Origin of the sequence: Ahrensia kielensis DSM 5890 (assembly GCF_000374465.1) — a bacterium.
GTDB classification, from domain to species: domain Bacteria; phylum Pseudomonadota; class Alphaproteobacteria; order Rhizobiales; family Rhizobiaceae; genus Ahrensia; species Ahrensia kielensis.
In genome coordinates this window covers 15485-40649 of record NZ_KB894529.1, presented here as the reverse complement: position 1 = coordinate 40649, position 25165 = coordinate 15485, and the positions used below count along the sequence as shown (strand labels likewise).

Annotated in this window: 21 protein-coding genes; 13 read left to right on the top strand and 8 right to left on the bottom strand. The window is 48.8% G+C overall.

Annotated elements, in window-relative coordinates; all coding sequences use genetic code 11:
• The first annotated feature begins 1 nt into the window (after position 1).
• From C504_RS0106365 to C504_RS0106305, 13 genes are all read left to right on the top strand, one after another.
• Positions 2-1315, top strand: a complete 1314-nt coding sequence (locus tag C504_RS0106365) for a TRAP transporter large permease (protein ID WP_018688483.1) — start codon at positions 2-4, stop codon at positions 1313-1315.
• Positions 1316-1333: 18 nt separating this feature from the next.
• On the top strand, positions 1334-2362 hold the full coding sequence (locus C504_RS0106360; RefSeq protein ID WP_018688482.1) for a trans-3-hydroxy-L-proline dehydratase: 1029 nt from the start codon (positions 1334-1336) through the stop codon (positions 2360-2362).
• A 69-nt stretch (positions 2363-2431) separates the two neighbouring features.
• Positions 2432-3136, top strand: coding sequence for a GntR family transcriptional regulator (locus C504_RS0106355; RefSeq protein WP_018688481.1), 705 nt, complete (start codon positions 2432-2434; stop codon positions 3134-3136).
• Positions 3137-3312: 176 nt separating this feature from the next.
• Entirely contained in the window at positions 3313-4275 is a 963-nt protein-coding gene (locus tag C504_RS0106350; protein ID WP_018688480.1) for a dihydrodipicolinate synthase family protein, read from the top strand.
• A gap of 232 nt (positions 4276-4507) precedes the next feature.
• Entirely contained in the window at positions 4508-5398 is an 891-nt protein-coding gene (locus C504_RS0106345; protein ID WP_018688479.1) for a LysR family transcriptional regulator, read from the top strand.
• An 89-nt stretch (positions 5399-5487) separates the two neighbouring features.
• A complete protein-coding gene (locus C504_RS0106340) occupies positions 5488-5964 on the top strand; it encodes a formate dehydrogenase subunit gamma (protein WP_018688478.1) in 477 nt (158 codons plus the stop codon).
• Positions 5961-7478 carry a formate dehydrogenase beta subunit gene (locus tag C504_RS0106335; RefSeq protein ID WP_018688477.1) on the top strand — a complete coding sequence of 506 codons (1518 nt, stop codon included), beginning with the start codon at positions 5961-5963 and terminating at the stop codon, positions 7476-7478. Before C504_RS0106340 ends, C504_RS0106335 begins: the two co-directional genes overlap by 4 nt.
• Positions 7475-10396 carry a formate dehydrogenase subunit alpha gene (gene fdhF / locus C504_RS0106330; RefSeq protein ID WP_018688476.1) on the top strand — a complete coding sequence of 974 codons (2922 nt, stop codon included), beginning with the start codon at positions 7475-7477 and terminating at the stop codon, positions 10394-10396. Before C504_RS0106335 ends, fdhF begins: the two co-directional genes overlap by 4 nt.
• Positions 10397-10398: 2 nt before the next feature.
• On the top strand, positions 10399-11220 hold the full coding sequence (gene fdhD, locus C504_RS0106325; RefSeq protein WP_018688475.1) for a formate dehydrogenase accessory sulfurtransferase FdhD: 822 nt from the start codon (positions 10399-10401) through the stop codon (positions 11218-11220).
• Entirely contained in the window at positions 11210-11428 is a 219-nt protein-coding gene (locus C504_RS0106320; RefSeq protein ID WP_018688474.1) for a formate dehydrogenase subunit delta, read from the top strand. Before fdhD ends, C504_RS0106320 begins: the two co-directional genes overlap by 11 nt.
• Positions 11429-11657: 229 nt before the next feature.
• Positions 11658-13022 (top strand): sigma-54-dependent transcriptional regulator, encoded by a 1365-nt coding sequence (locus C504_RS0106315; protein WP_018688473.1) that lies wholly within the window; start codon positions 11658-11660, stop codon positions 13020-13022.
• A gap of 3 nt (positions 13023-13025) precedes the next feature.
• Positions 13026-14999, top strand: a complete 1974-nt coding sequence (locus C504_RS0106310) for a sensor histidine kinase (protein ID WP_018688472.1) — start codon at positions 13026-13028, stop codon at positions 14997-14999.
• A gap of 244 nt (positions 15000-15243) precedes the next feature.
• Positions 15244-16974 carry an OFA family MFS transporter gene (locus C504_RS0106305; protein WP_018688471.1) on the top strand — a complete coding sequence of 577 codons (1731 nt, stop codon included), beginning with the start codon at positions 15244-15246 and terminating at the stop codon, positions 16972-16974.
• Positions 16975-17134: 160 nt separating this feature from the next.
• Here C504_RS0106305 and ccoS read toward each other — a convergent pair whose 3' ends face one another.
• From ccoS to ccoN, 8 genes are all read right to left on the bottom strand, one after another.
• A complete protein-coding gene (gene ccoS, locus C504_RS0106300; RefSeq protein WP_018688470.1) occupies positions 17135-17275 on the bottom strand; it encodes a cbb3-type cytochrome oxidase assembly protein CcoS in 141 nt (46 codons plus the stop codon).
• A complete protein-coding gene (locus tag C504_RS0106295) occupies positions 17272-19524 on the bottom strand; it encodes a heavy metal translocating P-type ATPase (RefSeq protein WP_018688469.1) in 2253 nt (750 codons plus the stop codon). The genes ccoS and C504_RS0106295 overlap by 4 nt, the downstream gene beginning before the upstream one ends.
• Positions 19525-19526: 2 nt before the next feature.
• Complete coding sequence (locus C504_RS17345; RefSeq protein ID WP_018688468.1) at positions 19527-20027, bottom strand: FixH family protein; 501 nt, start codon at positions 20025-20027, stop codon at positions 19527-19529.
• Positions 20028-20031: 4 nt separating this feature from the next.
• A complete protein-coding gene (ccoG, locus tag C504_RS0106285) occupies positions 20032-21546 on the bottom strand; it encodes a cytochrome c oxidase accessory protein CcoG (protein ID WP_018688467.1) in 1515 nt (504 codons plus the stop codon).
• 89 nt (positions 21547-21635) lie between these two features.
• Positions 21636-22511, bottom strand: a complete 876-nt coding sequence (ccoP, locus tag C504_RS0106280) for a cytochrome-c oxidase, cbb3-type subunit III (RefSeq protein WP_018688466.1) — start codon at positions 22509-22511, stop codon at positions 21636-21638.
• On the bottom strand, positions 22511-22669 hold the full coding sequence (locus C504_RS0106275) for a cbb3-type cytochrome c oxidase subunit 3 (protein ID WP_018688465.1): 159 nt from the start codon (positions 22667-22669) through the stop codon (positions 22511-22513). Before C504_RS0106275 ends, ccoP begins: the two co-directional genes overlap by 1 nt.
• Positions 22670-22679: 10 nt before the next feature.
• On the bottom strand, positions 22680-23426 hold the full coding sequence (ccoO, locus tag C504_RS0106270) for a cytochrome-c oxidase, cbb3-type subunit II (RefSeq protein WP_018688464.1): 747 nt from the start codon (positions 23424-23426) through the stop codon (positions 22680-22682).
• Positions 23427-23437: 11 nt separating this feature from the next.
• A complete protein-coding gene (gene ccoN / locus C504_RS17340) occupies positions 23438-25087 on the bottom strand; it encodes a cytochrome-c oxidase, cbb3-type subunit I (RefSeq protein ID WP_018688463.1) in 1650 nt (549 codons plus the stop codon).
• Positions 25088-25165: the final 78 nt, after the last annotated feature.

Below are 25165 nucleotides of genomic sequence, written 5' to 3'. Positions count from 1 at the left end.
TATGCTAACTGCAGCACTGATGTTCCCCGCGCTGTTTGCGCTTATTCTTCTTGGTATTCCAGTTGCTTTTTCTCTCACTATCGTCGCGGTTGGCGCAGGCTTAATGGCCTTTGGTGATGTAGCATTTAACCAGATTTATGGTTCGTTTTATTCAGCTTCAACAAACTTTATTTTATCTGCTGTTCCCATGTTTATCCTTATGGGCGCTTTGTTAGAGCGGTCAGGAATTGCAGAGCGGCTATTTATTGTATTGAACATGTGGCTGAAAAAATTGCCGAGCGGTCTTGCGCTTGCGACCATTATCATGGGCGCAATTTTTGCCGCAGCTGCAGGTGTCGTCGGTGCTGTCGAAGTTATGATAGGCATGATGGCAATTCCTGCTATGCAACGCGCGCGATATGATAACAGTCTAATCGCTGGTACCATTTGTGCCGGAGGATCGCTTGGCACCATGATACCGCCGTCAGTAATCGCGGTGATGTATGCCTCTTTGGCGCAAATGTCAGTGGGCAAATTACTGGCTGGTATGCTGTTGCCGGGTCTTCTTATGGTGGTCCTGTTTCTGGCCTATATTGCCATTCATGGTTTGATTTACCCTGTCGAGCCGCATGTCGATGACGAAGCTGAACCTGACGTTTCGTTTGGTGAAAAAATACGCGCGACCATTGTGACATTGGTGCCTGTGTTCTTGCTCATTTTTGCTGTGTTGGGCTCCATTCTTGGCGGCATTGCTTCTCCAACAGAAGCTGCAGCCGTTGGCGCAGCAGGTGCGTTGCTATTATGCGTGGCCAACCGCCGCTTTAGTTGGAACGTACTGTCTGAGTCTCTCAGCATTACAGTGCGTATTTCCGCTATGATTTTGTTGATTGTTGCAGCGGGCACAATGTTCATGGGAGTCTTTGCGGCCAATGGTGGTGCTAGTCTGATAAGAGACTTTATTGACAGTGCAGGGCTCGGCACGACCGGCATGATTGTGTTCTTCCTACTGGTTGTGTTTGTTCTTGGCTTTGTTCTTGATTGGACGGCGAATGTTCTGATCTGTGTGCCGTTGTTCACACCGTTTATACGCAGCGCGGGCGTTGACCCAGTCTGGTTTGCAACATTGGTGCTCATCGTTATTCAGACGGGCTATTTGACGCCGCCGATGGCCTCTTCGATTTTCTACTTGAAATCTATTGCGCCCGCGAACATGACTTATGGGCAAATGTGTAAAGGCGTTTTACCGTTTATCGCTTTACAATTATTGACATTGGCTTTGATTGTTATTTTCCCAGCGCTTGCAACTTGGTTGCCGGACCGTCTTGTCGGGTTTTAAAATAAGTGAGAATTCATCATGCGCAGCTGTAAAACCGTTCATGTCATTTCTGCCCATGCAGAAGGTGAAGTTGGTGATGTCATTGTCGGCGGTGTATTGCCGCCGCCCGGCGATACGGTTTGGGAACAAAGCCGCTGGATTGCGCGCGATGAAACTTTGCGCAACTTTGTTTTGAACGAACCGCGCGGCGGCGTGTTTCGGCATGTTAATTTGTTGGTGCCACCGCGCCACCCAGAAGCAGATGCAGCTTTTATCATTATGGAGCCAGAAGACACGCCGCCGATGTCGGGTTCAAATTCGATTTGTGTTGCAACCGTGTTGCTTGATGGCGGATTAATTCCAATGCAAGAACCTGAAACCCATCTGGTGCTGGAAGCGCCAGGCGGGCTGGTTCGTGTTCGCGCAGAATGTCGCGGCGGTAAAGCAGAGCGTATTTTCGTTCAAAACTTGCCAAGCTTTGCAGGGCCGCTTAATCAAAAGCTTGAAGTCGAAGGACTGCCGACATTAACAGTCGATACCGCTTTTGGTGGTGATAGCTTTGTAATTGTTGATGCTGCGGCGATGGGCCTTAATCTTAAACCAGACGAAGCCCATGACATTGCGCGTTTGGGCGTTAAAATCACCAATGCTGCTAATGAGGCATTGGAATTTAAGCATCCGACGATGCCTGATTGGCGGCATTTTTCATTCTGTCTTTTTGCCGGGCCGTTAGAGCGGGGACCGGATGGTCTTCGTGCTGGGGCAGCTGTTGCGATACAGCCGGGCAAAGTTGATCGCTCTCCAACAGGTACGGCATTGTCAGCGCGAATGGCAGTTTTGCATGCACGTGGACAAATGGCTGTTGGCGAAAACCTAACCGCCGTATCTGTTCTTGGCTCAACATTTAATGGACGCATATTAGAGACAACAAAGGTTGGCGATACGGCTGCAATTATTCCTGAAATTTCAGGGCGCGGTTGGATAAGCGGTATTCATCAACATATGTTAGACCCAAGTGACCCTTGGCCTGAAGGCTACCGACTGTCTGATAGTTGGGGTGCAAGATGATTGCAGCCATGCTCTTCCATTTTTTCTAAACTGCTGCCATAGACGTTTATGCAGAATGAGGGTGTGAGAATGGATAATAATCTAATGCGTCCAGTGCCAGAAAGAAAACGCGGACAAGGCGTCAAATTCGTCTATGAGATTTTGCGTGATGATATTTTGGATTTGGTATTGCCGCCGGGCAGTCCGATTGATGAAATCCAATTGGCTGAACGCCTATCCATGTCCCGCACACCCATTCGTGAAGCGCTTGTTAAACTGGCCAGTGAAGGTTTGGTGACAACACTTCCGAATCGTTCAACCATGGTTTCAAATATTGATTTTTTGAATCTGCATACATTCTTTGATGCTTTGAGCTTGATGTATCGTGTGACAACCAGGTTGGCTGCAGAAAACAGAACCGAAGAAGATCTTGAGATTATTCGTAATCTACAGATTAAGTTCACAAAGGCAGTTCAGGCACAGGATGCTCTGACTATGATTGCCACGAACCGTGATTTCCATGCGGCAATCGCTGAAGCAGGAAAAAACCCTTACTATACCGGCCTCTTTTTCCGCTTGCTGGATGAAGGTCGGCGAATCTTACGTATCTATTACTCATCTTTTGATGACCAATTGCCAAAGCGATATGTGGCTGAACATGATGATATGATTGCTGCGATTGAAGCGCATGATGTTGCATCCGCTGATAAGCTGGCAGCTCAGCATGCGGATCAGATCGTCATACAGATTCAGCAATTCATGGCCCGTGACCGCAGACGGCCAATCGACCTCTAGGGTTTACCTTACGTCACAAAGATAGTGTGTTGCATCCGAAAATGATGCGAAAATCTTTGCGACCTCTAATATTCTTGTCGACAAATAAAATACAAGTGATATTATGATGATCAAACATATTGATTTTATTGCACTAAGCAGGGGGAAGCCTTGCACTTTAAGCATAAGGAAACCAAATGGACGCGAAGATTTTTTCCGGCTGCATGCCAGCACTGATGACACCTTGCAAAGACGACCGCACACCAGATTTTGATGCGTTGGTACGTAAAGGTAAGGAATTGATTGCTGTAGGCATGTCTGCGGTTGTTTATTGTGGCTCAATGGGTGACTGGCCATTGATCTCGGATGAGGAGCGGATGGAAGGCGTTGAGCGCTTGGTTAAAGCTGGCGTTCCTGTCGTTGTTGGAACTGGAGCAATGAATACTGCTGCAGCGGTCGCACATGCTGCGCACGCGCAAAAAGTAGGCGCAAATGGTCTCATGGTTATACCGCGTGTTATGTCGCGTGGTTCATCGACTGCGGCTCAGAAAAATCATTTCAAGGCAATTCTTGGCGCTGCGCCAGACTTGCCAGCTGTTATTTACAATAGCCCTTATTATGGGTTCGCTACACGTGCCGATCTGTTCTTCGCATTGCGCGCAGAACATTCAAACCTTGTTGGTTTCAAGGAATTTGGCGGCGCTGATGACATGACCTATGCGGCGGAAAACATTACAAGCCGTGATGATGAAGTCGTGCTCATGATTGGCGTGGATACATGTGTGTTCCATGGTTTTGTTAATTGTGGTGCCGTGGGCGCGATCACTGGCATTGGCTGTGTTTTGCCAAAGCAAGTGCTGCATCTTGCATCGCTTAGCCAGCTTGCTGCGAAGGGTGACGTTTATGCCCGCCGCCTCGCGCTGGAACTTGAAGGTGCACTCGCTGCTCTTTCGGCTTTTGATGAAGGACCGGATCTTGTTTTGTACTTCAAACACATGATGGTGTTGAAGGGCGACAAAGAATATACTTTGCATTTCAATGAAACAGATGAGTTAAGCGAAAGCCAACGCGGCTATGCTGAAGCACAGTTAAAACTGTTTGAGACATGGTATGCTGGGTGGTCAAAAAGCTTGGAAGCCGAATACCGGCAAGCTGCTTAAGCTTCAACGTTACTGAATGAAATATTATGACCGGTAATGCCGGTCATAATTGTTTTGAGGGGTAAATATATGAGGCGGTTTTAGCGCGGCTCTGAATTTTTATCCGTCATTTTGCGCACCCTTATTCTCGTAAGCCCCATTATAGGGCTCTTAAAGTTTGCGATTATCAATTGAGGTTTTCTATCAACCTCTTATAAGTTGATTGTAATAGCGAACTTTGGGGGAGGCGTTTATGCTTGATAAGCTAGAAATGTTTATTGCTCTTGCGAAAGCGGAGCATTTTGGCAAAGCGGCTGACAGTTTGGGCATTACTCAACCCACACTATCTACAGGTATTAAGAACCTTGAAGAGCAACTTGGAATTAAGCTGGTTTTCCGTGGTTCGCGGTTTGGTGGCCTGACGCCAGAAGGGCAAAGCGCGCTTGTTTGGGCGCGCCGCATCGTTAGCGATGCTCGGCAACTAAAAGATGAAATGCGTTATAAGAAGCACGGCCTTGCGGGACAGTTGCGTGTTGCCGTCATCCCGACAGCTTTGACTTGGGCCGCAAAATTAAGCGCAAGTTTTAGCCAAAAGCACCCGAAAGTACGGTTCACAGTTCTGTCGCGAACCTCAATTGACATCTTGTCAATGATGGACAATCTCGATGTGGATGCAGGCATAACTTACCTTGATAATGAACCTACGGGACGCGTGAGCACAGAGCCGCTTTACCGTGAAAGCTATATGCTGATTTGCAGTAAAAATTCCCAGTTTGCGAACCGATCATCTGTTGGCTGGAAAGAACTTGAAGGTGAAAAACTGTGCCTTTTAACGCCGGATAATCAGAATCGGCGGATCATTAATCGGCACTTTCGCGATGCTGGTGCAACGGCCGATGCATGGCTTGAGTCTAACTCAACCGTCGTTTTGGTGGCCAATGTTGAAGATAATAACTGGCTGACAGTGCTTCCTATTGAGCTTGCAAAGTTTTTGACCCGTGGAAAACCTCTAAATCTCATCCCCATGTCAGGCACTACACTCAGCCCTAGTGTGGGGTTGGTTGCGCCTTATCATGAGCCACATACCCCTATTTTGCAGGCGTTGTTGAGTGAAGCGCGGCAAATATCAATTCTGAACGATTGAGAAATTCAATCGGCTAACGGGAAACCAATATTGATTTAAGATAATGTGACACCATACAAACGAAGTGAGGAAACTTCTTAGGTGCCACTATGAAAAACTTGCAATCCGCTCCCGCGGATAACGAAATAGGTGTGTTGATTGATCAGCACCTTGAATCGGAAGGGCCGATGTTGCCGATCCTTCATTCGATTCAATCTGCTTTTGGGTATGTTCCAGAAGATGCTGTTCCGCTTATTGCTGATGCATTGAATATCTCAAAAGCCGAGGTGCACGGGGTCATATCATTTTACCATGATTTTCGTGAGGCACCTGCAGGTCGTCATGTTGTCAAAATTTGCCGTGCGGAAGCTTGCCAAGCAATGGGCGCTAATACCCTTGCCGATGAGACCTTGGCTAAGCTGGGTTTGGATTGGCACGGCACAACGATCAACGGCGCTGTGACGATTGAGCCTGTTTATTGCTTGGGACTTTGTGCCTGCGCACCAGCCGCAATGGTTGATGACAAAGTCGTTGGCCGTGTTGATACGGCAAAAATGGCAACACTTCTCAAAGAGGCTGGCGCATGAAAATTTATGTTCCATTAGACAGTGCTGCAAAAGCACTTGGCGCCGATGAGGTTGCCGAAACAATTCGCCAAGAAGCAGCGCAACGCGGCCTTACGATTGAACTTATCCGCAATGGTTCGCGTGGTATGATTTGGCTTGAGCCATTGGTGGAAATTGATGCCGGTGAAGGACGCAAAGCTTTTGGTAATGTAACACCAGAAAATGTGTCTGCACTGCTGGATGGAACGCTTGAGGGGCTGGGCGCGGTTGAAGATATCCCGTTCTTCGCGCGTCAGACACGGCTGACTTTTGCACGCTGCGGTATTATCGATCCACTTGATTTGGATGATTATGAAGCGCATGGCGGCCTTGCCGGATTGCGCAAGGCGCTTAGCATGACGGGTGAAGAAATCATCAGTCAAGTAACCGATAGCGGCCTGCGGGGTCGCGGTGGTGCAGGGTTTCCAACCGGCATCAAGTGGAACACTGTCCTTGGCGCTGCCGCCGAACAAAAATATATCGTATGCAATGCCGATGAAGGTGACAGTGGTACCTTTGCTGACCGTATGATCATGGAAGGTGATCCCTTCACTTTGATTGAAGGCATGATCATCGCTGGCGTTGGTGTGGGTGCAACCAAAGGCTATGTTTATTTGCGCTCAGAATATCCAGACGCCATCAATATTATGAACAAGGCCGTCAATATTGCGCAGCAAAAAGGATTGCTCGGTGATGATGTTTTAGGCTCTGGCAAAGCCTTTGATATGGAAATCCGCGTTGGTGCGGGTGCTTATGTGTGCGGCGAAGAAACCTCGCTGCTCAATTCTTTGGAAGGTAAACGCGGCGTCGTGCGTGCCAAGCCACCATTGCCAGCATTGGAAGGTTTTTTAGGCAAGCCAACCGTTGTCAACAACGTCATAAGCTTGGCGACCGTGCCTGTAATTTTTGAAAAGGGCGCGCAGCATTACGCCAATTTTGGTCTTGGACGCTCGAAAGGCACAATGCCTATTCAGATTGCAGGCAATGTGAAACATGGCGGTCTATTTGAGACAGCTTTTGGCATGCCGCTGGGCGAATTGGTTAACGAAATTGCTGGCGGCACTGCGTCTGGCCGGCCCGTAAAAGCAGTTCAAGTTGGCGGGCCACTTGGCGCTTATATGCCGCTCTCAAAATTTGATACGCCATTTGGCTATGAAGAGTTCGACGGTCAGGGTGGGCTAATCGGTCACGCTGGGATCGTGGTGTTTGATGACACGACAGATATGTTGAAAATGGCACGTTTTGCGATGGAATTTTGTGCTGTGGAAAGCTGCGGAAAGTGCACGCCGTGCCGTATCGGCTCTGTGCGCGGTGTGGAAACTATCGACCGCATTGAGCGCGGTGATAGTTCTGCAATTCCAATCCTGACCGATCTTTGTGAAACAATGAAAGACGGCTCGCTATGCGCGCTGGGTGGCTTCACGCCTTTCCCAGTTATGTCGGCATTGACACATTTCCCCAATGATTTCGCGACCATCAAAGAGGCAGCAGAATGACACAATCTTTCATCCACGATGACCGCGATATGGGCACACCTGCAAAAGAGGGTGCACCGGTTACATTGACGATTGATGGCTTTGACGTGACGGTGCCGGAAGGCACATCTGTGATGCGTGCCGCATCTGAGGCTGGACTAAAAATTCCGAAATTATGCGCCACAGACAGCGTTGAAGCCTTTGGATCATGCCGTCTTTGTGTTGTCGAAATTGACGGGCGGCGCGGCACACCTGCCTCTTGTACCACTCCTGTTGCAGAAGGCATGCAGGTGCGCACCCAATCGAGCCGAGTGAAAGATATCCGGCGCGGTGTGATGGAGCTTTATATCTCGGATCACCCATTGGATTGCTTAACGTGCGGTGCCAATAATGACTGCGAATTACAAGATATGGCTGGCATGGTTGGCCTGCGCGATGTGCGTTATAAATCGGGCAAAAACCATTATGATATTTCAGGCAACGGAACGCTGGCGCAGGGTGATGCCCGCGCACGAGCGCCAATGGGTGATTTAGGAAACCCGCAATATATTCCTAAAGATGAATCCAATCCTTATTTCACATATGATCCAGCCAAATGTATCGTCTGCTCACGCTGTGTACGTGCTTGCGAAGAAGTGCAGGGTACTTTCGCGCTAACAATTGAAGGGCGAGGTTTTGACAGCCGGGTATCCTTTGGCGCAAAAACAGACAACGCGATGGCATCTGATTGTGTGAGTTGCGGTGCGTGTGTGCAAGCTTGCCCAACAGCAACTTTGCAGGAAAAATCCGTTATTGAATTGGGAACACCAGAACGCTCGGTCATAACCACGTGCGCCTATTGCGGTGTTGGCTGTTCGTTCAAAGCCGAACTCAATGGCGACGAATTGGTTCGCATGACGCCTTACAAACACGGCAAGGCTAACCGTGGCCATTCCTGCGTTAAGGGGCGTTTCGCCTATGGCTATGCAACGCATAACGACCGTATTTTAAACCCGATGATCCGCGACAGCATTGATGAGCCATGGCAGGAGGTTAGCTGGGACGAAGCGCTTACTTTCGCCGCTAACCGAATGCGCGGCTTACAAGAAAAACATGGACGCCGCTCTATCGGTGTTATCACCTCTTCACGTTGTACGAATGAGGAAACCTTTCTGGTCCAAAAACTCGCGCGCGGTGTTTTTATGAACAATAACACCGACACCTGCGCGCGGGTTTGCCATTCACCCACTGGTTATGGTTTGGGCCAAACATTTGGCACGTCGGCTGGCACGCAAGATTTTGACAGTGTCGAACATACAGATGTCGTTATCGTTATTGGCGCTAACCCAACCGATGGTCATCCTGTTTTTGCCAGCCGTTTGAAAAAGCGCCTACGTGCCGGTGCCAAACTGATTGTTATCGACCCGCGCCGAATTGATCTGGTTAAATCCGCACATATTGATGCTGCGCACCACTTGCCGCTTCGCCCTGGCACAAACGTGGCTGTCGTATCTGCGCTGGCGCATGTGATTGTGACCGAAGGGTTGATGGATGAAGCCTATATTCGAGAGCGCTGTGACTGGGACGAGTTCCAAGAATATGCTGATTTTATTTCTAATGCGCGCCATAGCCCAGAGGCAAATGAACTGCTGACTGGCGTTGATCCTGCTGAACTGCGCGCAGCGGCGCGTTTGTTTGCAACAGGCGGCAATGGCGCGATCTATTACGGCCTTGGTGTGACTGAACACAGCCAAGGGTCGACCACTGTGATCGGCATTGCCAACCTTGCAATGCTCACCGGAAATGTGGGGCGCAAGGGTGTTGGCGTGAACCCGCTACGTGGGCAAAACAATGTTCAAGGTTCGTGCGATATGGGTTCTTTCCCGCATGAATTGCCAGGCTACCGCCATGTTAAAAACGAAGATGTACGCAATATCTTCGAGGATGCATGGGGCGTTAAAATCGACCCTGAACCGGGCTTGCGTATTCCTAACATGCTTGATGCCGCAGTCGAAGGCACCTTCAAAGGGCTTTACTGCCAAGGTGAGGATATTCTGCAATCAGACCCTGACACGAAGCATGTTGCTGCTGGTTTAGCCGCAATGGAATGTGTCATCGTGCATGATCTGTTTTTAAATGAAACGGCGAATTACGCACATGTGTTTTTGCCAGGCTCTACCTTCCTTGAAAAAGAAGGTACGTTCACCAATGCTGAGCGCCGCATCAACCGTGTTCGAAAAGTAATGGCACCGCGTAATGGTTACGCAGATTGGGAAGTAACTCAGCTTTTGGCCAATGCCATGGGAGCAAATTGGCAGTACACGCACCCGTCTCAGATTATGGAAGAAATTGCTGCGACAACGCCAAGCTTCGCAAATGTCACTTATGAGCTCTTAGATGAAAAAGGGTCAATCCAATGGCCGTGTAATGAGAGCACTCCGGAGGGCACGCCTTTAATGCATGTCGATGGGTTCGTGCGCGGCAAAGGACGCTTTATTGTAACTGAATATGTTGCAACCGAAGAAAAAACAGGACCACGTTTCCCGCTGCTTCTTACAACAGGACGTATCTTGTCGCAGTATAATGTGGGGGCGCAAACACGCCGCACAGCCAATGTGGCGTGGCACGATCAGGACGTTTTGGAAATTCATCCACACGATGCCGAATTGCGCGGCATTAATGATGGCGATTTTATCAAACTGGCTTCGAGGTCAGGCGAGACTGCATTACGCGCCAAAATAACGGACCGTGTGTCGCCGGGGGTTGTTTATACAACCTTCCATCATCCTGACACACAGGCCAATGTCATCACCACCGACTTTTCAGATTGGGCAACAAACTGCCCTGAATACAAGGTGACTGCTGTACAGGTTTCTCAGTCAAATGGTCCTACGGATTGGCAGGAAGAGTATAACGCGCAAGCTGAGCAATCACGGCGTATTCTACCGGCGGCAGAATAGCCATGGCTGTGAGTGCCACACAAAGCATGGTGGGCCTTTCTATTCAGCATGAGGGTGCGCATGATGTTGCGCGAAATCTGCCTGAAGAAACGCCCGTGGCCATTGTGTTCAACGGTACAACTGCAGCGGTAATGATGGCGACGCCCGCTGATTTGAAAGACTTTGCCTTTGGTTTTGCATTAACCGAAGGCTTCATTGAACGGCTAGATCAAGTCGAGAGCTTTGAGATCGTGCCGCATGAATCTGGTCTTGAGGCACGGTTTCAGTTGGCGGACGACCGTGTCAAAGCAATGCAGGCACGGCGGCGTAATATGCTTGGCCCTGTCGGGTGCGGGCTGTGCGGTATTGATAGCCTTGAACAAGCGATCAGACCTCTGCCAGTGCTCGAGCGCACTGGACCGAGATTGTCTAAAAGTGAAGTCGCTTGCGCAACCTCTGCCTTGCGCGATCATCAACCGCTACACGATCAAACGCATGCGGTGCATGCCGCAGGATTTATGCTGCCAAGTCAAGGCATGTTGCTTGTGCGCGAAGATGTTGGCAGGCACAATGCATTGGACAAGTTGATCGGCGCATTGGCGCAAAACAATATTGATGCTTCGCAAGGAGCCATTGTTTTAACATCGCGTGTATCGGTGGAAATGGTCCAAAAAACAGTCATTGCAAGTTGCCCTGTTCTTATCGCTGTTTCTGCACCCACTGCTCACGCATTGCGAATTGCAAGAGGTGCTCAACTCACCCTCGCAGCCTTTGCGCGCGGCGGCGGGTTTGATGTCTATTCACACCCTGAACGAATTTTAATCGGAGCCTCTGATGCAGCCTGAAAAAATGGTCTCAATGGCCAATCAAATAGCCACTTTTTTTGAAACACAGCCCGGTACGGGGCAGGCTAAAAAAGTTGCTGATCACATTAATGATTTCTGGGAACCTCGCATGCGCATACAATTGTTTGAGCATGTGGACGCGGGCGGAAAAGGCCTTTCACCGCTTGCCTTGGATGCCTGCTCATATGTTAGGATGCCCGCAGACTGACGTCGAAGTGGCGCCACAGGAAAATTTGTGACAATCTATGCCCGACTGGAAGCATATGGGAAATTCCCAAAGTCTAAAGCCGATAGTGGTTGGACTTTTTTACAGGAGGCAAAATGGTTTTGTTCGTCGCCAAAGCATCGATAAGACTGTTCTGTAATGGGAGAAGTCATTCTTATAAAATATCTGAACACATTACTTGTTTAGCTGCAGGGCTCAGACTTTAGTGAAAATGAGCGAAGATATTCAGACGGTTGGCCTGACCGAAAAGCTAAAACAGGCAAGTATTCTAGTCGTCGATGACGAACCTGGTATGCGCAATTTCATGGTCAAGACACTAAGCCCTTATTGCAAATTTGTGGCTGAAGCCAAAGACGTGGCCAGTGCCAGCGCTTTGCTCACGCAGAACCATTTTGACGTGATGATTCTCGATAATATGATGCCGGACAAAAAGGGCATTGATTGGCTTGCCGAGCAGCGTGCGCAAGGCGGGTTTACCGATACAATTATGGTCACGGCTTATGCTGATCTTGAAACAGCAATTCAAGCTATTCGCGCAGGTGCGGCTGACTTTGTGCTCAAGCCGTTTCGCTCAAATCAAATACTCAATGCGGTGCGGCGCTGCATCCAGATGGCACAGCTAAGACGCGAGAATATGTTGCTGCTACGTGAGCTTGATACCGCCGATATTGGACGCAAAAGACGTAGCCAACTTATCGGTAAATCTAAGACGATTGCAGCAGTGCGTGATACCCTCGATAGGGTCAAAAATGTTGCCACTCCAGTATTGATAACTGGCGCATCTGGCTCTGGCAAAGAAGTGGCCGCGCGTCATATGCATGTATCTTCGTCGCGTGCTGACATGCCATTTGTGGCAATCAACTGCGCGACAATACCAGCCGATATGATCGAGATTGAATTGTTCGGCCATGTCGCGGCAGCATTTCCGGGCGCTGTATCTGCCCGTGAAGGATTATTGCCGTCAGCACGCGGCGGGACAGTCTTTCTTGATGAAGTGTCGGCGCTAAGCTTATCGGCGCAATCAGCTTTGCTACGTGTGTTGGAAGATGGAATGGTGCGTCCGGTCGGAACAGAACGCGATATACAATTGGACTTACGGTTTGTGCTAGCAACCAGTGCCTCATTGTCTGAAGAGGTGGCCAAAGGACACTTTCGCGAAGATTTGCTGTTTCGTATCAACATACTTGAAATTGTTATGCCGCCGCTTAACCAACGCGAAACAGATGTCATCGTTCTGGCGGAACTATTCCTTGATGATATTTCCTCCCGCTTGAGCTTGCCTCCATTAGAAATTGATCCGGCAACCCGTGCAGCTATGTTGCGGCACACGTGGCCCGGCAATATCCGTGAGCTGCGAAATTTTATCGAACGCTCGTTGATTTACGGCCACTTTCCTCACGAAACTTTGTCGCCTCCAGCAAAAGGCCAAGAGCAAATCGAAACGTTGGAACACGTGGAACGCGAGAAAATTTTGCAGGCTTTAGAATTAGTCGGTGGCAACCGTTCTGAAGCAGCGCGCCGTCTCGGCGTGTCACGTAAAACGATTGATCGCAAATGCGCGACATGGGGACTTTAAGCGATGACGGCCCTGATGCGCATCTTGCGCTCTGTTCGGGTGCGGTTGCTTGTTATCGCACTTCTGCCAATGCTTGTTCTAATGCCGATTATGCTTGGCAGTACAATGGCTCGCTGGGCTGGAAAAATCGACGATCTTTTGATTACAAAGGTCAATGGTGATCTGACAATTGCGGACCAGTATTTAGCGCGTCTACTTGAAAATTCAGGTGAGCGGCTAGACGCAATTGCCCAGTCTGTATCCCTGCAAAATGCTTTTTTAAAACCAGAAGATACGGCTAAATTTCTTGAGCAAGTCCAACAGGAATTAGGGCTAGATTTCCTCTATTTGACAGAGGGCAATGTTGGGCCAGATGGGGTTGATGTATCCAAATGGCCTGTCGTTCAAAATGCGATTAATGGAACTTGGCAAAGTGCTGTCGATATTTTTACGCCGGAAGAATTAGATATTCTCAATTCCAGTCTTACTGAGCGTGCCACAATTGCGTTAGTGACGACACAAGCAGCGGTTCCAACAGCGCGGACGGTTGAAGATCGAGGGATGGTGATCCATACAGCTGCACCTGTGACACTTAATGGTGGCAGAAAAGCTGCGTTGGTCGGCGGACTTCTACTCAACCGAAATCTTGATTTTATTGATACGATCAATGCGCTGGTTTATCAGAAAAACAGCCTTCCCGAGGGCAGTGAAGGTACGGCGACACTGTTTCTGGAAGATGTGCGAATTTCAACCAATGTGCGCTTGTTTGAAAACGTGCGTGCACTTGGTACGCGCGTTTCGGCGCAAGTGCGCAACCGTGTTCTTGATGAAGGACAAACTTGGTTGGACCGCGCCTTTGTGGTCAATGATTGGTACATCTCAGCGTATGAGCCAATTACTGATAGCCGCGGCAAAGCCGTGGGCATGCTTTATGTCGGTTTTCTCGAAGCGCCGTTTCGGCAGGCTAAAGTCAATTCAGCACTGCTTGTGGTTTTTCTGTTTTTGCTGATTACGGCCGTATCAGTTCCGATTTTCTTGCGTTGGGCAGGGCGTATCTTTCTGCCCTTGGAACGCATGACCCAAACAATGTTACGTGTTGAGGCCGGTGATCTGGAAGCGCGCAACATGCCGCAAGATGATGACAACGAGATTGCACAAGTTGCTGGCCATCTCGATGATCTATTAGACCAGGTGCAGGAACGCGACCGGCAATTGCGCCAATGGGGTGAACAACTCAATTTGAAGGTTGAGGAGCGCACGCGCGATTTGCTCGAAAGCAACCGCAGGCTTGAGCAGACAACAGAGCGACTGATCATATCTGAAAAGCTTGCCGCTGTGGGTGAAATCACGGCAGGCGTTGCACATGAAATCAATAATCCCATTGCAGTCATTCAAGGTAATTTGGATGTGGCACGCACATTGCTGGGGTCGCATGTTGATGTTGCAAAAACAGAGTTTAAGCTGATTGACGATCAAGTATATAGAATCGGCTCTATTGTATCCAAGCTTTTGCAATTTGCGCGGCCAGAAGAATATTCAGGCGACGCTAATATCATTTTTCCAGCTGAAGTTGTCAGCGATTGCTTGGTGCTTACGGCTCATCAGATCGAAGCTCAAGAAATCGAAGTTCGTAAAGAATTAGATCAAGAGCTTTGCGTTTTAATGTCGCGAACAGAACTGCAACAAGTCATTGTAAATCTCATACTCAATGCTGTTCAGGCCATGCCAGAGGGCGGCACCTTGTCTTTGTGTGTGGCCTCCAACGATCAAGAAGTAGAGATTTCTGTCAAGGATACGGGGGCAGGCATTCCGCCTGACAAAGTGAAACGTATTTTCGATGCGTTTTTCACAACCAAGTACGGGCAGGGCACAGGACTTGGCCTTTCAATTAGCCAAACCCTTGTGAGTCGGGCTAATGGTCAGATATCAGTACGGTCAAAATTCGGTGCCGGCAGCCGTTTCACAATAAATCTTCCTGCGGCTAAATTTGGCGATTAAGGACAAAATGTCCCATTCGATACGCCTATCAGCGGGCATCTCAGACAAGATGACTAATAACGCTGAGTCGTAGAGATTTCTTAAGACAAATTTTCCACCTAACATATTGATATGTAATAATAAATTTGTTGACAATCAAGACGTTCCTCCTAAGTTTCCGTAACGCTAAAAACTGCGTTAAGTGTCGAATGCTGTGGTGGGAGATTGCAGCTTGTCGACGGGATTTAAATGGGAGGAGAATTCCATGAGTAATGCTAATTCCGGCGGCGCTTTGAGTTTCTTGATGAAAGAAAACATTGTCGCGAAGCCCGGTTTCAACCGCTGGTTAGTGCCGCCTGCGTCCATCGCTATTCATTTGTGTATTGGTTCGGTATACGCTTGGTCTGTTTTTAACCCGCCTCTAACCAGAGAGCTGGGTGTTGTTGCTTCTGCGGCGAATGACTGGAGCCTCAGCTCCGTTGTTTGGATTTTCTCCGTTGCCATCGTTTTCTTAGGACTGGCAGCTGCATTTGCGGGTAAATGGCTAGAAAAAGTAGGACCGCGCATGGTCGGTCTTGTCGCTGCATTCTTGTGGGGCGGCGGCTTTATCATTGGGTCATTTGGCATTGCAAGCCATCAACTTTGGCTCATTTATCTTGGCTATGGTGTTCTTGGCGGCTGCGGTCTTGGTCTGGGCTACGTCTCGCCTGTCTCAACTCTAATTCGCTGGTTTCCTGACCGCCGCGGCATGGCAACTGGCATGGCGATTATGGGCTTTGGCGGCGGCGCGATGATCGCAGCGCCGGTCAAAGGCTGGCTGTTGTCAGTTTTCTCCAAAGCGCCGGAATATCTTGGTGCAAGCGATACTGTAGCGACCGTGACAGAAGCTGGACGGCTTTTTGTAGAATCTGCCGCTGGTAAGGTAGAAGTTGTCATCGCATCTGCAGCACAGGCAGCTAGCTTGCCAGGTGGCGGAGAAGCGGGCGTCTATGTCGTGGGCACAGGCAATACTGGCGCTGCATCAACATTCATGACGCTTGGTATTGTATATTTCATTGTTATGGTGATTGCAGCGTTCAGCTTCCGCGTTCCTGCTGCAGACTGGAAACCTGAAGGCTGGGAACCAAAACCTGCCGCATCAGGTATGATCACAAAAGACAATGTGCATATCGATCAAGCGCTAAAAACACCTCAATTTTGGCAAATGTGGGTTATGCTTTGCTTTAACGTGACCGCCGGTATCGGTGTGATCGGTGTTGCAAAAACAATGATGTCTGAAATTTATGGCACCACAATGCCGCTCATTGTGACAGCTTCTTTTGCATCAACTTATGTATTGATGATTTCAGTCTTTAACATGGGTGGACGGTTTTTCTGGGCATCAACGTCAGATTACATCGGACGCAAAAACACCTATCATTGCTTCTTTGTGCTGGGCACGTTGCTTTACTTGTCTATTCCGTATTTTGCGACTGCCGGCGCTGCTGGTGGATCAACAATCTACCTCATTGGTTTTTATGTTGCGACGATGATTATCTTCTCAATGTATGGCGGTGGGTTTGCGACAATTCCTGCTTACTTGGCAGATATGTTCGGTACGATGCATGTTGGCGGCATCCACGGGCGCTTGCTGACCGCATGGTCAACTGCAGGTGTGCTTGGGCCTTTGGCAATCACATCGCTACGCGAAATGTCTGTTAATCGGGCGATTAGCGATCTGGCATCAAAAGTTGATGCGTCTGCGTTTGCTGAAAAATTCGGCGCACCGCTCGCTCAACTTGATCAATTGGCCGCAGCAAAAACCGTGACGATTGCAAGGCTCATGGAGATAGCTCCACAAGGCACAATTGATCCAACACCAAGCCTGTATAATACGACCATGTATTGCATGGCTGCATTGTTGGTCATTGGGTTCTTTGCGAATTTGTTTATTCGGCCAGTTAAGGCGCATCACAATTATGTGGAGCCTAAAGCGGTTGCTGAACCTGCAGAGTAATTCATTTTAAATAATGATATTCGGGGCGCCTTTGGCGCCCCTTTTTGTTTTAGCCTTTGTGTCCACATTGGCTGAAAATACTTTTCCTACGCCAGTAACAAAATCAGCGAAAACTAAACTCGCAGGGTGTCTAGGAACACGTGGAGAGATGCAGTTTACCCTATTCATCATCCTGCAAAATTCTTTCCGCAGCGCCTTCTGGATCGTCGAACTGGCCGTGCTTGATGCACCACATAAAGGCCGCGAGGCCTATGCCGCCCAGAAAAAGTGCAACTGGAATAAGAAATAGAAGCTGGTTCATGCTGCTAATTCTTCGGTTGGAGAGAGGGTCGTTGTCGTTATCACTTGCTTGTCGATAACCATGTTCTCACCCCTTAATAGGCGCAGTGAATTGCTTATCACGATGATCGAAGAAAGTGACATTGCAATGGCTGCAATCAGCGGCGTCACAAATCCTAAAATTGCGAGCGGTACAGCAATGCAATTATAAACAAGCGCGAGTGCAAAATTTTGCCGCACAACACGGTTTGTCCTTACCGCGATGTTCCGTGCAAATGTAATCGCCGTAAGGTCGTCGCGTGTTAAGATAAAGTCTGCAGTTTGGCGGCCGATATCAGTCGCACTTGAAGGGGCAAACGAAACATGCGCTGCTGCCAGAGCAGGGGCATCGTTGATACCATCTCCAACCATAATTGTTTTGAGCCCAGACTCTGCGTGCAGGCCTTCAAGGAATTTCAGTTTTGCTTGTGGTGTGTGTTCACTTAGCACTTGTTCAAACGGCATATCACGGGCAATGCGTTCCACAGTGGCTTGTGTATCGCCTGAAAGAAGCGTGCTTCCAATTCCTAAAGAACGAAGATCTTTGATCGTTTGATAAGCGGATGAGCGCACATTTTCGCGGTAGTCAAAAGTCACCAGATTGCCGCCTTGTATTGCGAACGCGGTAGACTTTTCTGCCTCGTTTAAGTTTTGCCGATTTGCAATCTCAAGCACCCATTCCATTTGGCCAAGACGTATTTCTTTGCCGTTCCATATGGCTTTAATGCCCTTGCCCGGCAGCTCCTCAATATCGGATAGCAGAACGCTTCCGCTGCCTTTTAGAAAATCGCTGATGCCTTTGGCAGAAGGATGGGTCGAGCAATTGGCCAAAGATGCAATCATTGGCTTTTCTTTTGCGCCCATACCATCACTGCCGATGACCATTTTTACGCCATCAGTAAGCGTTCCGGTTTTGTCGAATACGGCAAAGTCCGCTTCTGCTAGACGCTCAAGTGCAGAGCCATCACGCATCAAAATACCGTTGCGCACCAGCCTTGATGCGGCCACGACATGCGCCACAGGGACCGCTAATCCTAAGGCGCAAGGACATGTTACAATCAAAACAGCAATCGCCACGAGAAGTGAGTGTTCCCAGTCTCCGTGCGTCGTGATCATCCAGCTTGCAAAAGCGAGAAATGCAAACGCATGAACAGCGGGTGTGTAAATGCGCGCCATACGGTCAGCAATACGCACATAATTGCCTTTGCCGTGTTCCGCAGCATCCAACATACGTGTTATTTCAGCGAGAAAAGACTTGTCGGCAACCTCAATCGCCTCGACGTCCAGCACACCAGTCAAATTTAAGGCACCAGCTTCGATTTGCATGTTTGGTGATAGCGCGACCGCTTCGCTTTCACCGGTTACCATGGAGCGGTCAACATCAGAGGAGCCGGATATGATTTTACAGTCCACGGGAAACCGTGCGCCAGCAAATATACGCAGACGCATTTTTTTTGTAATGTCACCGACTGCGACTAAGCGTGTGTCACCGGATGGCAAAACTTCCACTGCCTCACGCGTAGCGTATTTGCCAAGCGAGATGACTGAGCTTTTGGCACGTGAGCGCATTCGCTGATCAAGATAGCGGCCGATCAAAAGAAAGAAGAGCAACATCGCTGCCGCATCGAAATAAGCCTCCGGTTTGCTGGTAAGTGTTTGAAAAATACTCATGCCGAGCGCCAGCAAAACAGCCAGCGAAATCGGTACATCCATATTCACATGTCCAGCGCGTAGAGCGCCCAGAGCCGAGCGGAAAAATGGTTGCCCTGCATAAGCAACGACAGGAACCGCAATGACTGCGGAGATTAAATGGAAAAGGTCGCGGGTTGCATCTGTCGCACCAGACCACGCCGAAACGGACAGCAGCATAATATTGGCCGCACCAAATCCAGCCACGGCAAGCGCTCGGAGCAAACGTTTCGAACGCGTATCTTCTTCACTTTCGGTGCGGTCATTTTCTTCAATTCGAAATGCTGTGAAAGAGTTTTCTTTAAGCAGATCAATAAGCTTCTGGCAGTCTACGGTTTCATCCGTTTCGACAACCAAACGTTTCAAAGTAAGGTTTGCGCGAGCTTGATAAACGCCTTTTAAACGGCGCATTGAGTTTTCTATTTTAGATATGCAAGCACCGCACGACATGTCCGGCACAGAAAGCACATAGTGTTGAGAGTTTTGACGTTCAACGCTTTCATCAACGACATATTCGGCAAGACCGCCACACATGTTGCACATAGCTAATTTCCCACGCCATTGGTGATAGTAAAGCGCTTGGTCTCAACAAAAGTCAGCCCCTTACTATCAATGATCTGTAGCTGTATTTGCCAGAGGCCATCTGACAAGCTGACTTCGGAAACATATGCGCCGTTTGCTTCGCCAAATATGATCGTTTGATCGTCATGTTCGTGAACAGGCTTACCAAGATAGCCAGAAACAACGGCGCTCTTAATGAATGTGTCGGTGTTGTCATGTGCCGATATTTTCAATTGATCAGAATTATAGGAAATTGCGATCTTCCAGCCCAAAGGTTTGTGCGCGTTTAGATCAGCAACCCTGCTATTGAAATTCTGGCTCTCAATGTAAGTGTTTTTCACGACCAGTCCGGTCCATGTGCCTGCTGCATTAAACGCCAGCACAATGTTGATCGATATGATTGTCCCAAAGAACAACGCAATGACACCAAACATATGCCAGCCGGAAAACACTCGAGGTGCGAATATATTTTTCAAAGTATTCATCTGCTTACTCCGGTGCATCGAAAACGGTGCTGTAGGTATCAACCTCATTGGACTGCTGATCTGTGGCAATAAATGAGAACGGCGTTTGCCCTGACTTTATATTTTCAGGTGATTGACGGACAAAGACACGCAGAGAGCGTACTTGGTCAGGATCGACAGGAACTGTTGCAAAACTTGCAGGCGCTCCTTCAATGCCGCTGACTGTCATGACTGCACCTTCAAGTCCTTCAACCGATAGATGGATCAGACGTTTTTCCGGTATCATGTTCAAAATTTTCACATTGTAACCATTGCGGATGGAACCATCCTTCAATGTTACAAATACCGGATTACGGTCGTGCTGAATGCTGATGGTCATGCGGTCACGTTGACTAAGCGCAAACAGCAAAGCGAGGCCCAAACTCACCCAAATGAAAAAATATAGAAGCGTACGAGGCCTTAAGAATATGCGCCAATCAAAGTGCTTAATCGCATCAACAAACTTACCATCTTTATCGCGCACCAGATCAGGGTTTAGTGTGGCGCTCTCTGGATCTGTTGCCAGTGCCATATTGGCGTTATAGTCGTTAAGGGTCGAATATGAGATTAGCCCCGTTGGGCGGCCGATCTTACCCATAATGTCATCACATGCGTCGATACAAAGAGCGCATGTTATACATTCCATCTGCTGGCCGTCGCGAATATCAATTCCCGCAGGACAAACCACAACGCAAGCATTGCAATCAATGCAGTCACCATGCGCTTCGCCACTGGCTTCTGCCTTTTTGGTGCCGTGAGTGCGCGGTTCACCTCGCCAATCATTGTAAGTAACTACAAGTGAATCTTCATCCAACATAGCGGCTTGAATGCGCGGCCACGGGCACATGTAATTGCAAACTTGCTCACGCATATGCCCGCCAAAAACATAGGTCGTTGTCGTCAATACGGCGACAGTGGCATAGGCAACATAATGGGCCTGACCTGTAACCAGATCACGAAGAAGAGTAGGGGCATCGGCAAAATAAAATATCCATGCACCGCCGGTTGCAACTGCTATTATAAGCCAAGTAGTATGTTTGAGAACACGTTTCCTTAGCTTATCAAAACTCCAAGGGTCCTTATCAAGTTTGATACGCGCATTGCGGTCTCCCTCAAAGTAGCGCTCGACCACGAGGAATAAATCAGTCCAAACTGTTTGCGGGCAAGTATATCCACACCAAGCACGGCCAACCACTGAGGTGACGAGGAACAGGCCTATGCCTGCCATGACGAGCATGCCTGCAACGAAGTAAAATTCTTGCGGCCAAATCTCGATAAAAAAAGCGTAAAAGCGGCGATTAGCAATATCGATCAACACAGCTTGATCGGGTGCGAATTCACCGCGGTCCCATCTGAGCCACGGTGTTATATAATAAATCGCAAGTGTGATCGCCATGACGATCCATTTAAAGCGCCGAAACGAGCCCGTTGCCCGCTTGGGATGAATTTTCTTACGGGCTTCGTAGAGCTGTATCGGTTCTTTAGCTATTCCATCAGACATGAGACTACTTTCAACGTTGATGGTGCATCTTTGGCATTAATATGCGTAATGAGCTTTGACCCAGATCAAAGTGATCTTGGGTCTAGGCATTATTTTTCGCCGCCGCCAAGTCTGTGAACGTAAAGTGAGAGCTGACGAATTGTGGCTTCAGACAATCGATCACCCCAAGCTGGCATAACGCCCTGCTTTGGTTTGGAAATTTGCGCAACGATTTCTTCATGCGATCCACCGTAAAGCCAGATAGCATCATTAAGTGCAGGCGCACCTAAATCGTGCATGCCTTCGCCGCTATCGCCGTGGCAGGCTGCACAATTATCTTGGTAAACTATCGCACCACGTTCAGCTGCTTCGAGGTCCGCTTCCTGCCCAGAAATGCTACGAACATACCAAGCCGCGTCCTTGATCGCATCGCGTTCGAGAATACCATCAGCACCAAAATTTGGCATTTGTGAATAACGGGTATCTTCGTCCGCTTCATAGCGGATGCCATGTTTGAGCGTAAGATAAATATCATCAACGGTGCCGCCCCAAATCCAGTCATCGTCTACCAGATTAGGGTAAATGCCGCCGCCGGCCGCACCCGCACCATGACACTGTGAACAATAGACTTTGAAGGCAGAGTTACCGCCCGCAAGTGCAAATTGCATAAGGTCAGGATTGCCTGAAATTTTGTTGAGATCTGTCGCAACAAGATCTTGGCCAAGTGACTCGCGTCCCTGTTCTAAAGCTGCAATGTCATTTGCAACATTTTGGCGACTTGACCATCCGAGCAAACCAGCCGTCGAGGAGTTGATAAGCGGCAAAGCTGGATAGGCAATGACATAGCCGATAGAAAAGACAATCGTTCCATAAAGGCCCCAGAGCCATGAGCGCGGAAGAGGGTTGTTGAGTTCTTTGATGCCGTCCCATTCGTGACCCGTGGTCTCAACGCCTGTGATATCGTCAGTTTCATTGTTCTCGGACATCAATTGTCCTCCTTAAAAGGTATTTGGGCAGCATCATCATTCATCGGTTTAGAGCTTGGTCTGAATGTCCAAAAAACGACGAAGCAAAATATAATAAACATGTAGAGAAGGCCCCAGCTGTCAGCGAAGGTTCTCATGGTTTGGTAAGAAAGTTCCATGCTTAGGCTCCTAGCGGGATGATAGGTCAGGTTCGTAAGTGGAGAAATCCACAAGCGTACCCACCATTTGCAAATAGGCGACAAGAGCATCCATTTCGGTCAAACGTTTTGGATCACCGTCAAAGTCACCGACAACAGCTTTCGGATAGCGTGCCAATAGGTCATCCCAATCACCATCAATCTCTGCTTGAACCTTCATATCGGCGCTTGCGTTCTCAATCATGTCATCGGTGTAGGGAACACTTACGCGCCGGTTGGCAATGAGATGCGCTGCAGGGTCACGAACATCCAACGCTTGCTCAGTAAGAAATCCATATTTTGGCATGATTGATTCAGGCACAACAGATTGCGGATCAGTCAAATGTTGGACATGCCACTCATTTGAGTAACGCCCACCCACACGTGCTAGATCTGGACCTGTACGTTTTGATCCCCATTGAAATGGACGGTCATACATGCTTTCGGCAGCAAGCGAGTAATTGCCATAGCGCTCCACTTCATCACGGAACGGACGGATCATCTGGCTATGACAGACATAGCATCCCTCACGCACATAAATGTTCCGACCAGCCAATTCGAGAGGAGAGTAGGGCCGCATGCCTTTAACTTTCTCAATTGTATTTTCGAGATAGAAAAGCGGTGCGATTTCTACAATGCCGCCAACAAGCACGGCGAGAAGTGAGAATACGAAAAGCAAGCTCACATTGCGCTCTAGCTTTTTGTGTTTCTCTAGAAAACGATGGGTTAGGTTAGCCATCAGTAGTTCTCCTATTGCGCGGGCTGAGCCACGACGGGCTTATCGTTGATTGGGGCTGGTGAATTGCGAAGTGGCGCTTCGATTCTCTGCTTTCCGCGAATGGTCATGAAAAGGTTGAATGCCATGATGAGTGCGCCAGACAGGTAGAGCAGGCCAGCAAATACACGCATCACATAGTAAGGGTGCAGAGCAGCAACGCTTTCAGCAAATGAATAGACGAGATAGCCTTGTGCATCATATTCGCGCCACATTAGCCCCTGCGTGATACCGGAAACCCACATCACTGCTGCGTAAATGACGATGCCGAGTGTCGCCAACCAGAAGTGCCAGTTGACCATGCGCAATGAGTACAGGCGTTCACGGTTCCAAAGACGCGGTGTCAAAAAGTAAAGTGCCGCGAAGGTGATCATTCCATTCCAGCCAAGAGCGCCAGAATGCACATGACCTATTGTCCAGTCAGTATAGTGAGACAGTGAGTTGACTGTCTTAATAGACATTACAGGGCCTTCGAAAGTCGACATGCCATAGAAAGCCAAGCTGATAACCATCATCCGCAAGATCGGATCAGTACGCACTTTGTCCCATGCACCTTGTAAGGTTAGCAGGCCATTGATCATGCCGCCCCATGAAGGCATCCAGAGCATAATTGAGAAAACCATGCCAAGTGTTTGTGCCCAGTCAGGCAGTGCCGTGAAGTGGAGGTGGTGCGGTCCAGCCCAGATATAGAGGAAGATGAGACCCCAGAAGTGGATGATTGAAAGGCGGTAAGAATAAATTGGGCGGTCGGCTTGTTTCGGAACGAAGTAATACATCATTCCTAGAAATCCGGCTGTCAGGAAGAAGCCAACGGCATTGTGGCCATACCACCACTGTGTCAACGCATCCTGTACACCGCCAAATGCTGAATAACTTTTTGATCCGAGCAATGACACAGGCATTGAAAGCCCATTGACGATATGCAGCATTGCGATAGTCACAATGAACGATAAAAAGAACCAGTTGGCGACATAGATATGTGGCTCATTCCGCTTAACGATTGTGCCTACATAAACCATCAGAAACGCCACCCATACGATGGTCAGCCAAAGATCAACATACCATTCAGGCTCTGCGTATTCTTTGGATTGTGTAATGCCGAGCAAATATCCCGTTGCAGCCATTACAATGAAAAGCTGGTAACCCCAGAATACAAACCAAGCTAGATTGCCGCCCCAAAGCCGTGCGCGGCAGGTGCGCTGCACGACATAAAATGCTGTCGTAATGAGCGCAGATCCGCAAAAGGCAAAGACAACCGCCGATGTGTGTAACGGTCTTAGGCGTCCAAAATTCAAATAAGGTTGGATGTTGAGCTCAGGCCAAGCAAGTTGCGCAGCGGCAATAACACCAACCAAAAATCCAACGACACCCCAGAAGGCGGTTGCAATAACGCCCCACCGTATAACGTCATCCATATAGACGCTGCGGGCAGCTTCTTCTCGGCGCTGAATTTGTGCAGGCGAAGAAAACTGAAATCTCTTAAGCAAAATGACCGTCGCTATTGTCAATATGATCGCAAGAATTGCCATATGTTGCGCAAAGAAAGCGTCCTTGGCAAAGGCTGAGGCCAACAGCCCGATAAAGGCTCCTGCACCGGTCAATATTATGGGGGTGGCGGTTAGCATATTTCCTTGCTCCATCAGTATCAGCATTTACTCGCTTACTTATTGGAGCGTTGTTGCCATGAAATTCCGGATACCACT

What these genes read in the sequence shown, in the direction of transcription:
- C504_RS0106365 (WP_018688483.1), top strand. Translation starts at nt 2, where the DNA reads ATGCTAACTGCAGCACTGATGTTCCCCGCGCTGTTTGCGCTTATTCTT.
- C504_RS0106360 (WP_018688482.1), top strand. Translation starts at nt 1,334, where the DNA reads ATGCGCAGCTGTAAAACCGTTCATGTCATTTCTGCCCATGCAGAAGGT.
- C504_RS0106355 (WP_018688481.1), top strand. Translation starts at nt 2,432, where the DNA reads ATGGATAATAATCTAATGCGTCCAGTGCCAGAAAGAAAACGCGGACAA.
- C504_RS0106350 (WP_018688480.1), top strand. Translation starts at nt 3,313, where the DNA reads ATGGACGCGAAGATTTTTTCCGGCTGCATGCCAGCACTGATGACACCT.
- C504_RS0106345 (WP_018688479.1), top strand. Translation starts at nt 4,508, where the DNA reads ATGCTTGATAAGCTAGAAATGTTTATTGCTCTTGCGAAAGCGGAGCAT.
- C504_RS0106340 (WP_018688478.1), top strand. Translation starts at nt 5,488, where the DNA reads ATGAAAAACTTGCAATCCGCTCCCGCGGATAACGAAATAGGTGTGTTG.
- C504_RS0106335 (WP_018688477.1), top strand. Translation starts at nt 5,961, where the DNA reads ATGAAAATTTATGTTCCATTAGACAGTGCTGCAAAAGCACTTGGCGCC.
- fdhF (WP_018688476.1), top strand. Translation starts at nt 7,475, where the DNA reads ATGACACAATCTTTCATCCACGATGACCGCGATATGGGCACACCTGCA.
- fdhD (WP_018688475.1), top strand. Translation starts at nt 10,399, where the DNA reads ATGGCTGTGAGTGCCACACAAAGCATGGTGGGCCTTTCTATTCAGCAT.
- C504_RS0106320 (WP_018688474.1), top strand. Translation starts at nt 11,210, where the DNA reads ATGCAGCCTGAAAAAATGGTCTCAATGGCCAATCAAATAGCCACTTTT.
- C504_RS0106315 (WP_018688473.1), top strand. Translation starts at nt 11,658, where the DNA reads ATGAGCGAAGATATTCAGACGGTTGGCCTGACCGAAAAGCTAAAACAG.
- C504_RS0106310 (WP_018688472.1), top strand. Translation starts at nt 13,026, where the DNA reads ATGACGGCCCTGATGCGCATCTTGCGCTCTGTTCGGGTGCGGTTGCTT.
- C504_RS0106305 (WP_018688471.1), top strand. Translation starts at nt 15,244, where the DNA reads ATGAGTAATGCTAATTCCGGCGGCGCTTTGAGTTTCTTGATGAAAGAA.
- ccoS (WP_018688470.1), bottom strand. Translation starts at nt 17,275, where the DNA reads ATGAACCAGCTTCTATTTCTTATTCCAGTTGCACTTTTTCTGGGCGGC.
- C504_RS0106295 (WP_018688469.1), bottom strand. Translation starts at nt 19,524, where the DNA reads ATGTGCAACATGTGTGGCGGTCTTGCCGAATATGTCGTTGATGAAAGC.
- C504_RS17345 (WP_018688468.1), bottom strand. Translation starts at nt 20,027, where the DNA reads ATGAATACTTTGAAAAATATATTCGCACCTCGAGTGTTTTCCGGCTGG.
- ccoG (WP_018688467.1), bottom strand. Translation starts at nt 21,546, where the DNA reads ATGTCTGATGGAATAGCTAAAGAACCGATACAGCTCTACGAAGCCCGT.
- ccoP (WP_018688466.1), bottom strand. Translation starts at nt 22,511, where the DNA reads ATGTCCGAGAACAATGAAACTGACGATATCACAGGCGTTGAGACCACG.
- C504_RS0106275 (WP_018688465.1), bottom strand. Translation starts at nt 22,669, where the DNA reads ATGGAACTTTCTTACCAAACCATGAGAACCTTCGCTGACAGCTGGGGC.
- ccoO (WP_018688464.1), bottom strand. Translation starts at nt 23,426, where the DNA reads ATGGCTAACCTAACCCATCGTTTTCTAGAGAAACACAAAAAGCTAGAG.
- ccoN (WP_018688463.1), bottom strand. Translation starts at nt 25,087, where the DNA reads ATGCTAACCGCCACCCCCATAATATTGACCGGTGCAGGAGCCTTTATC.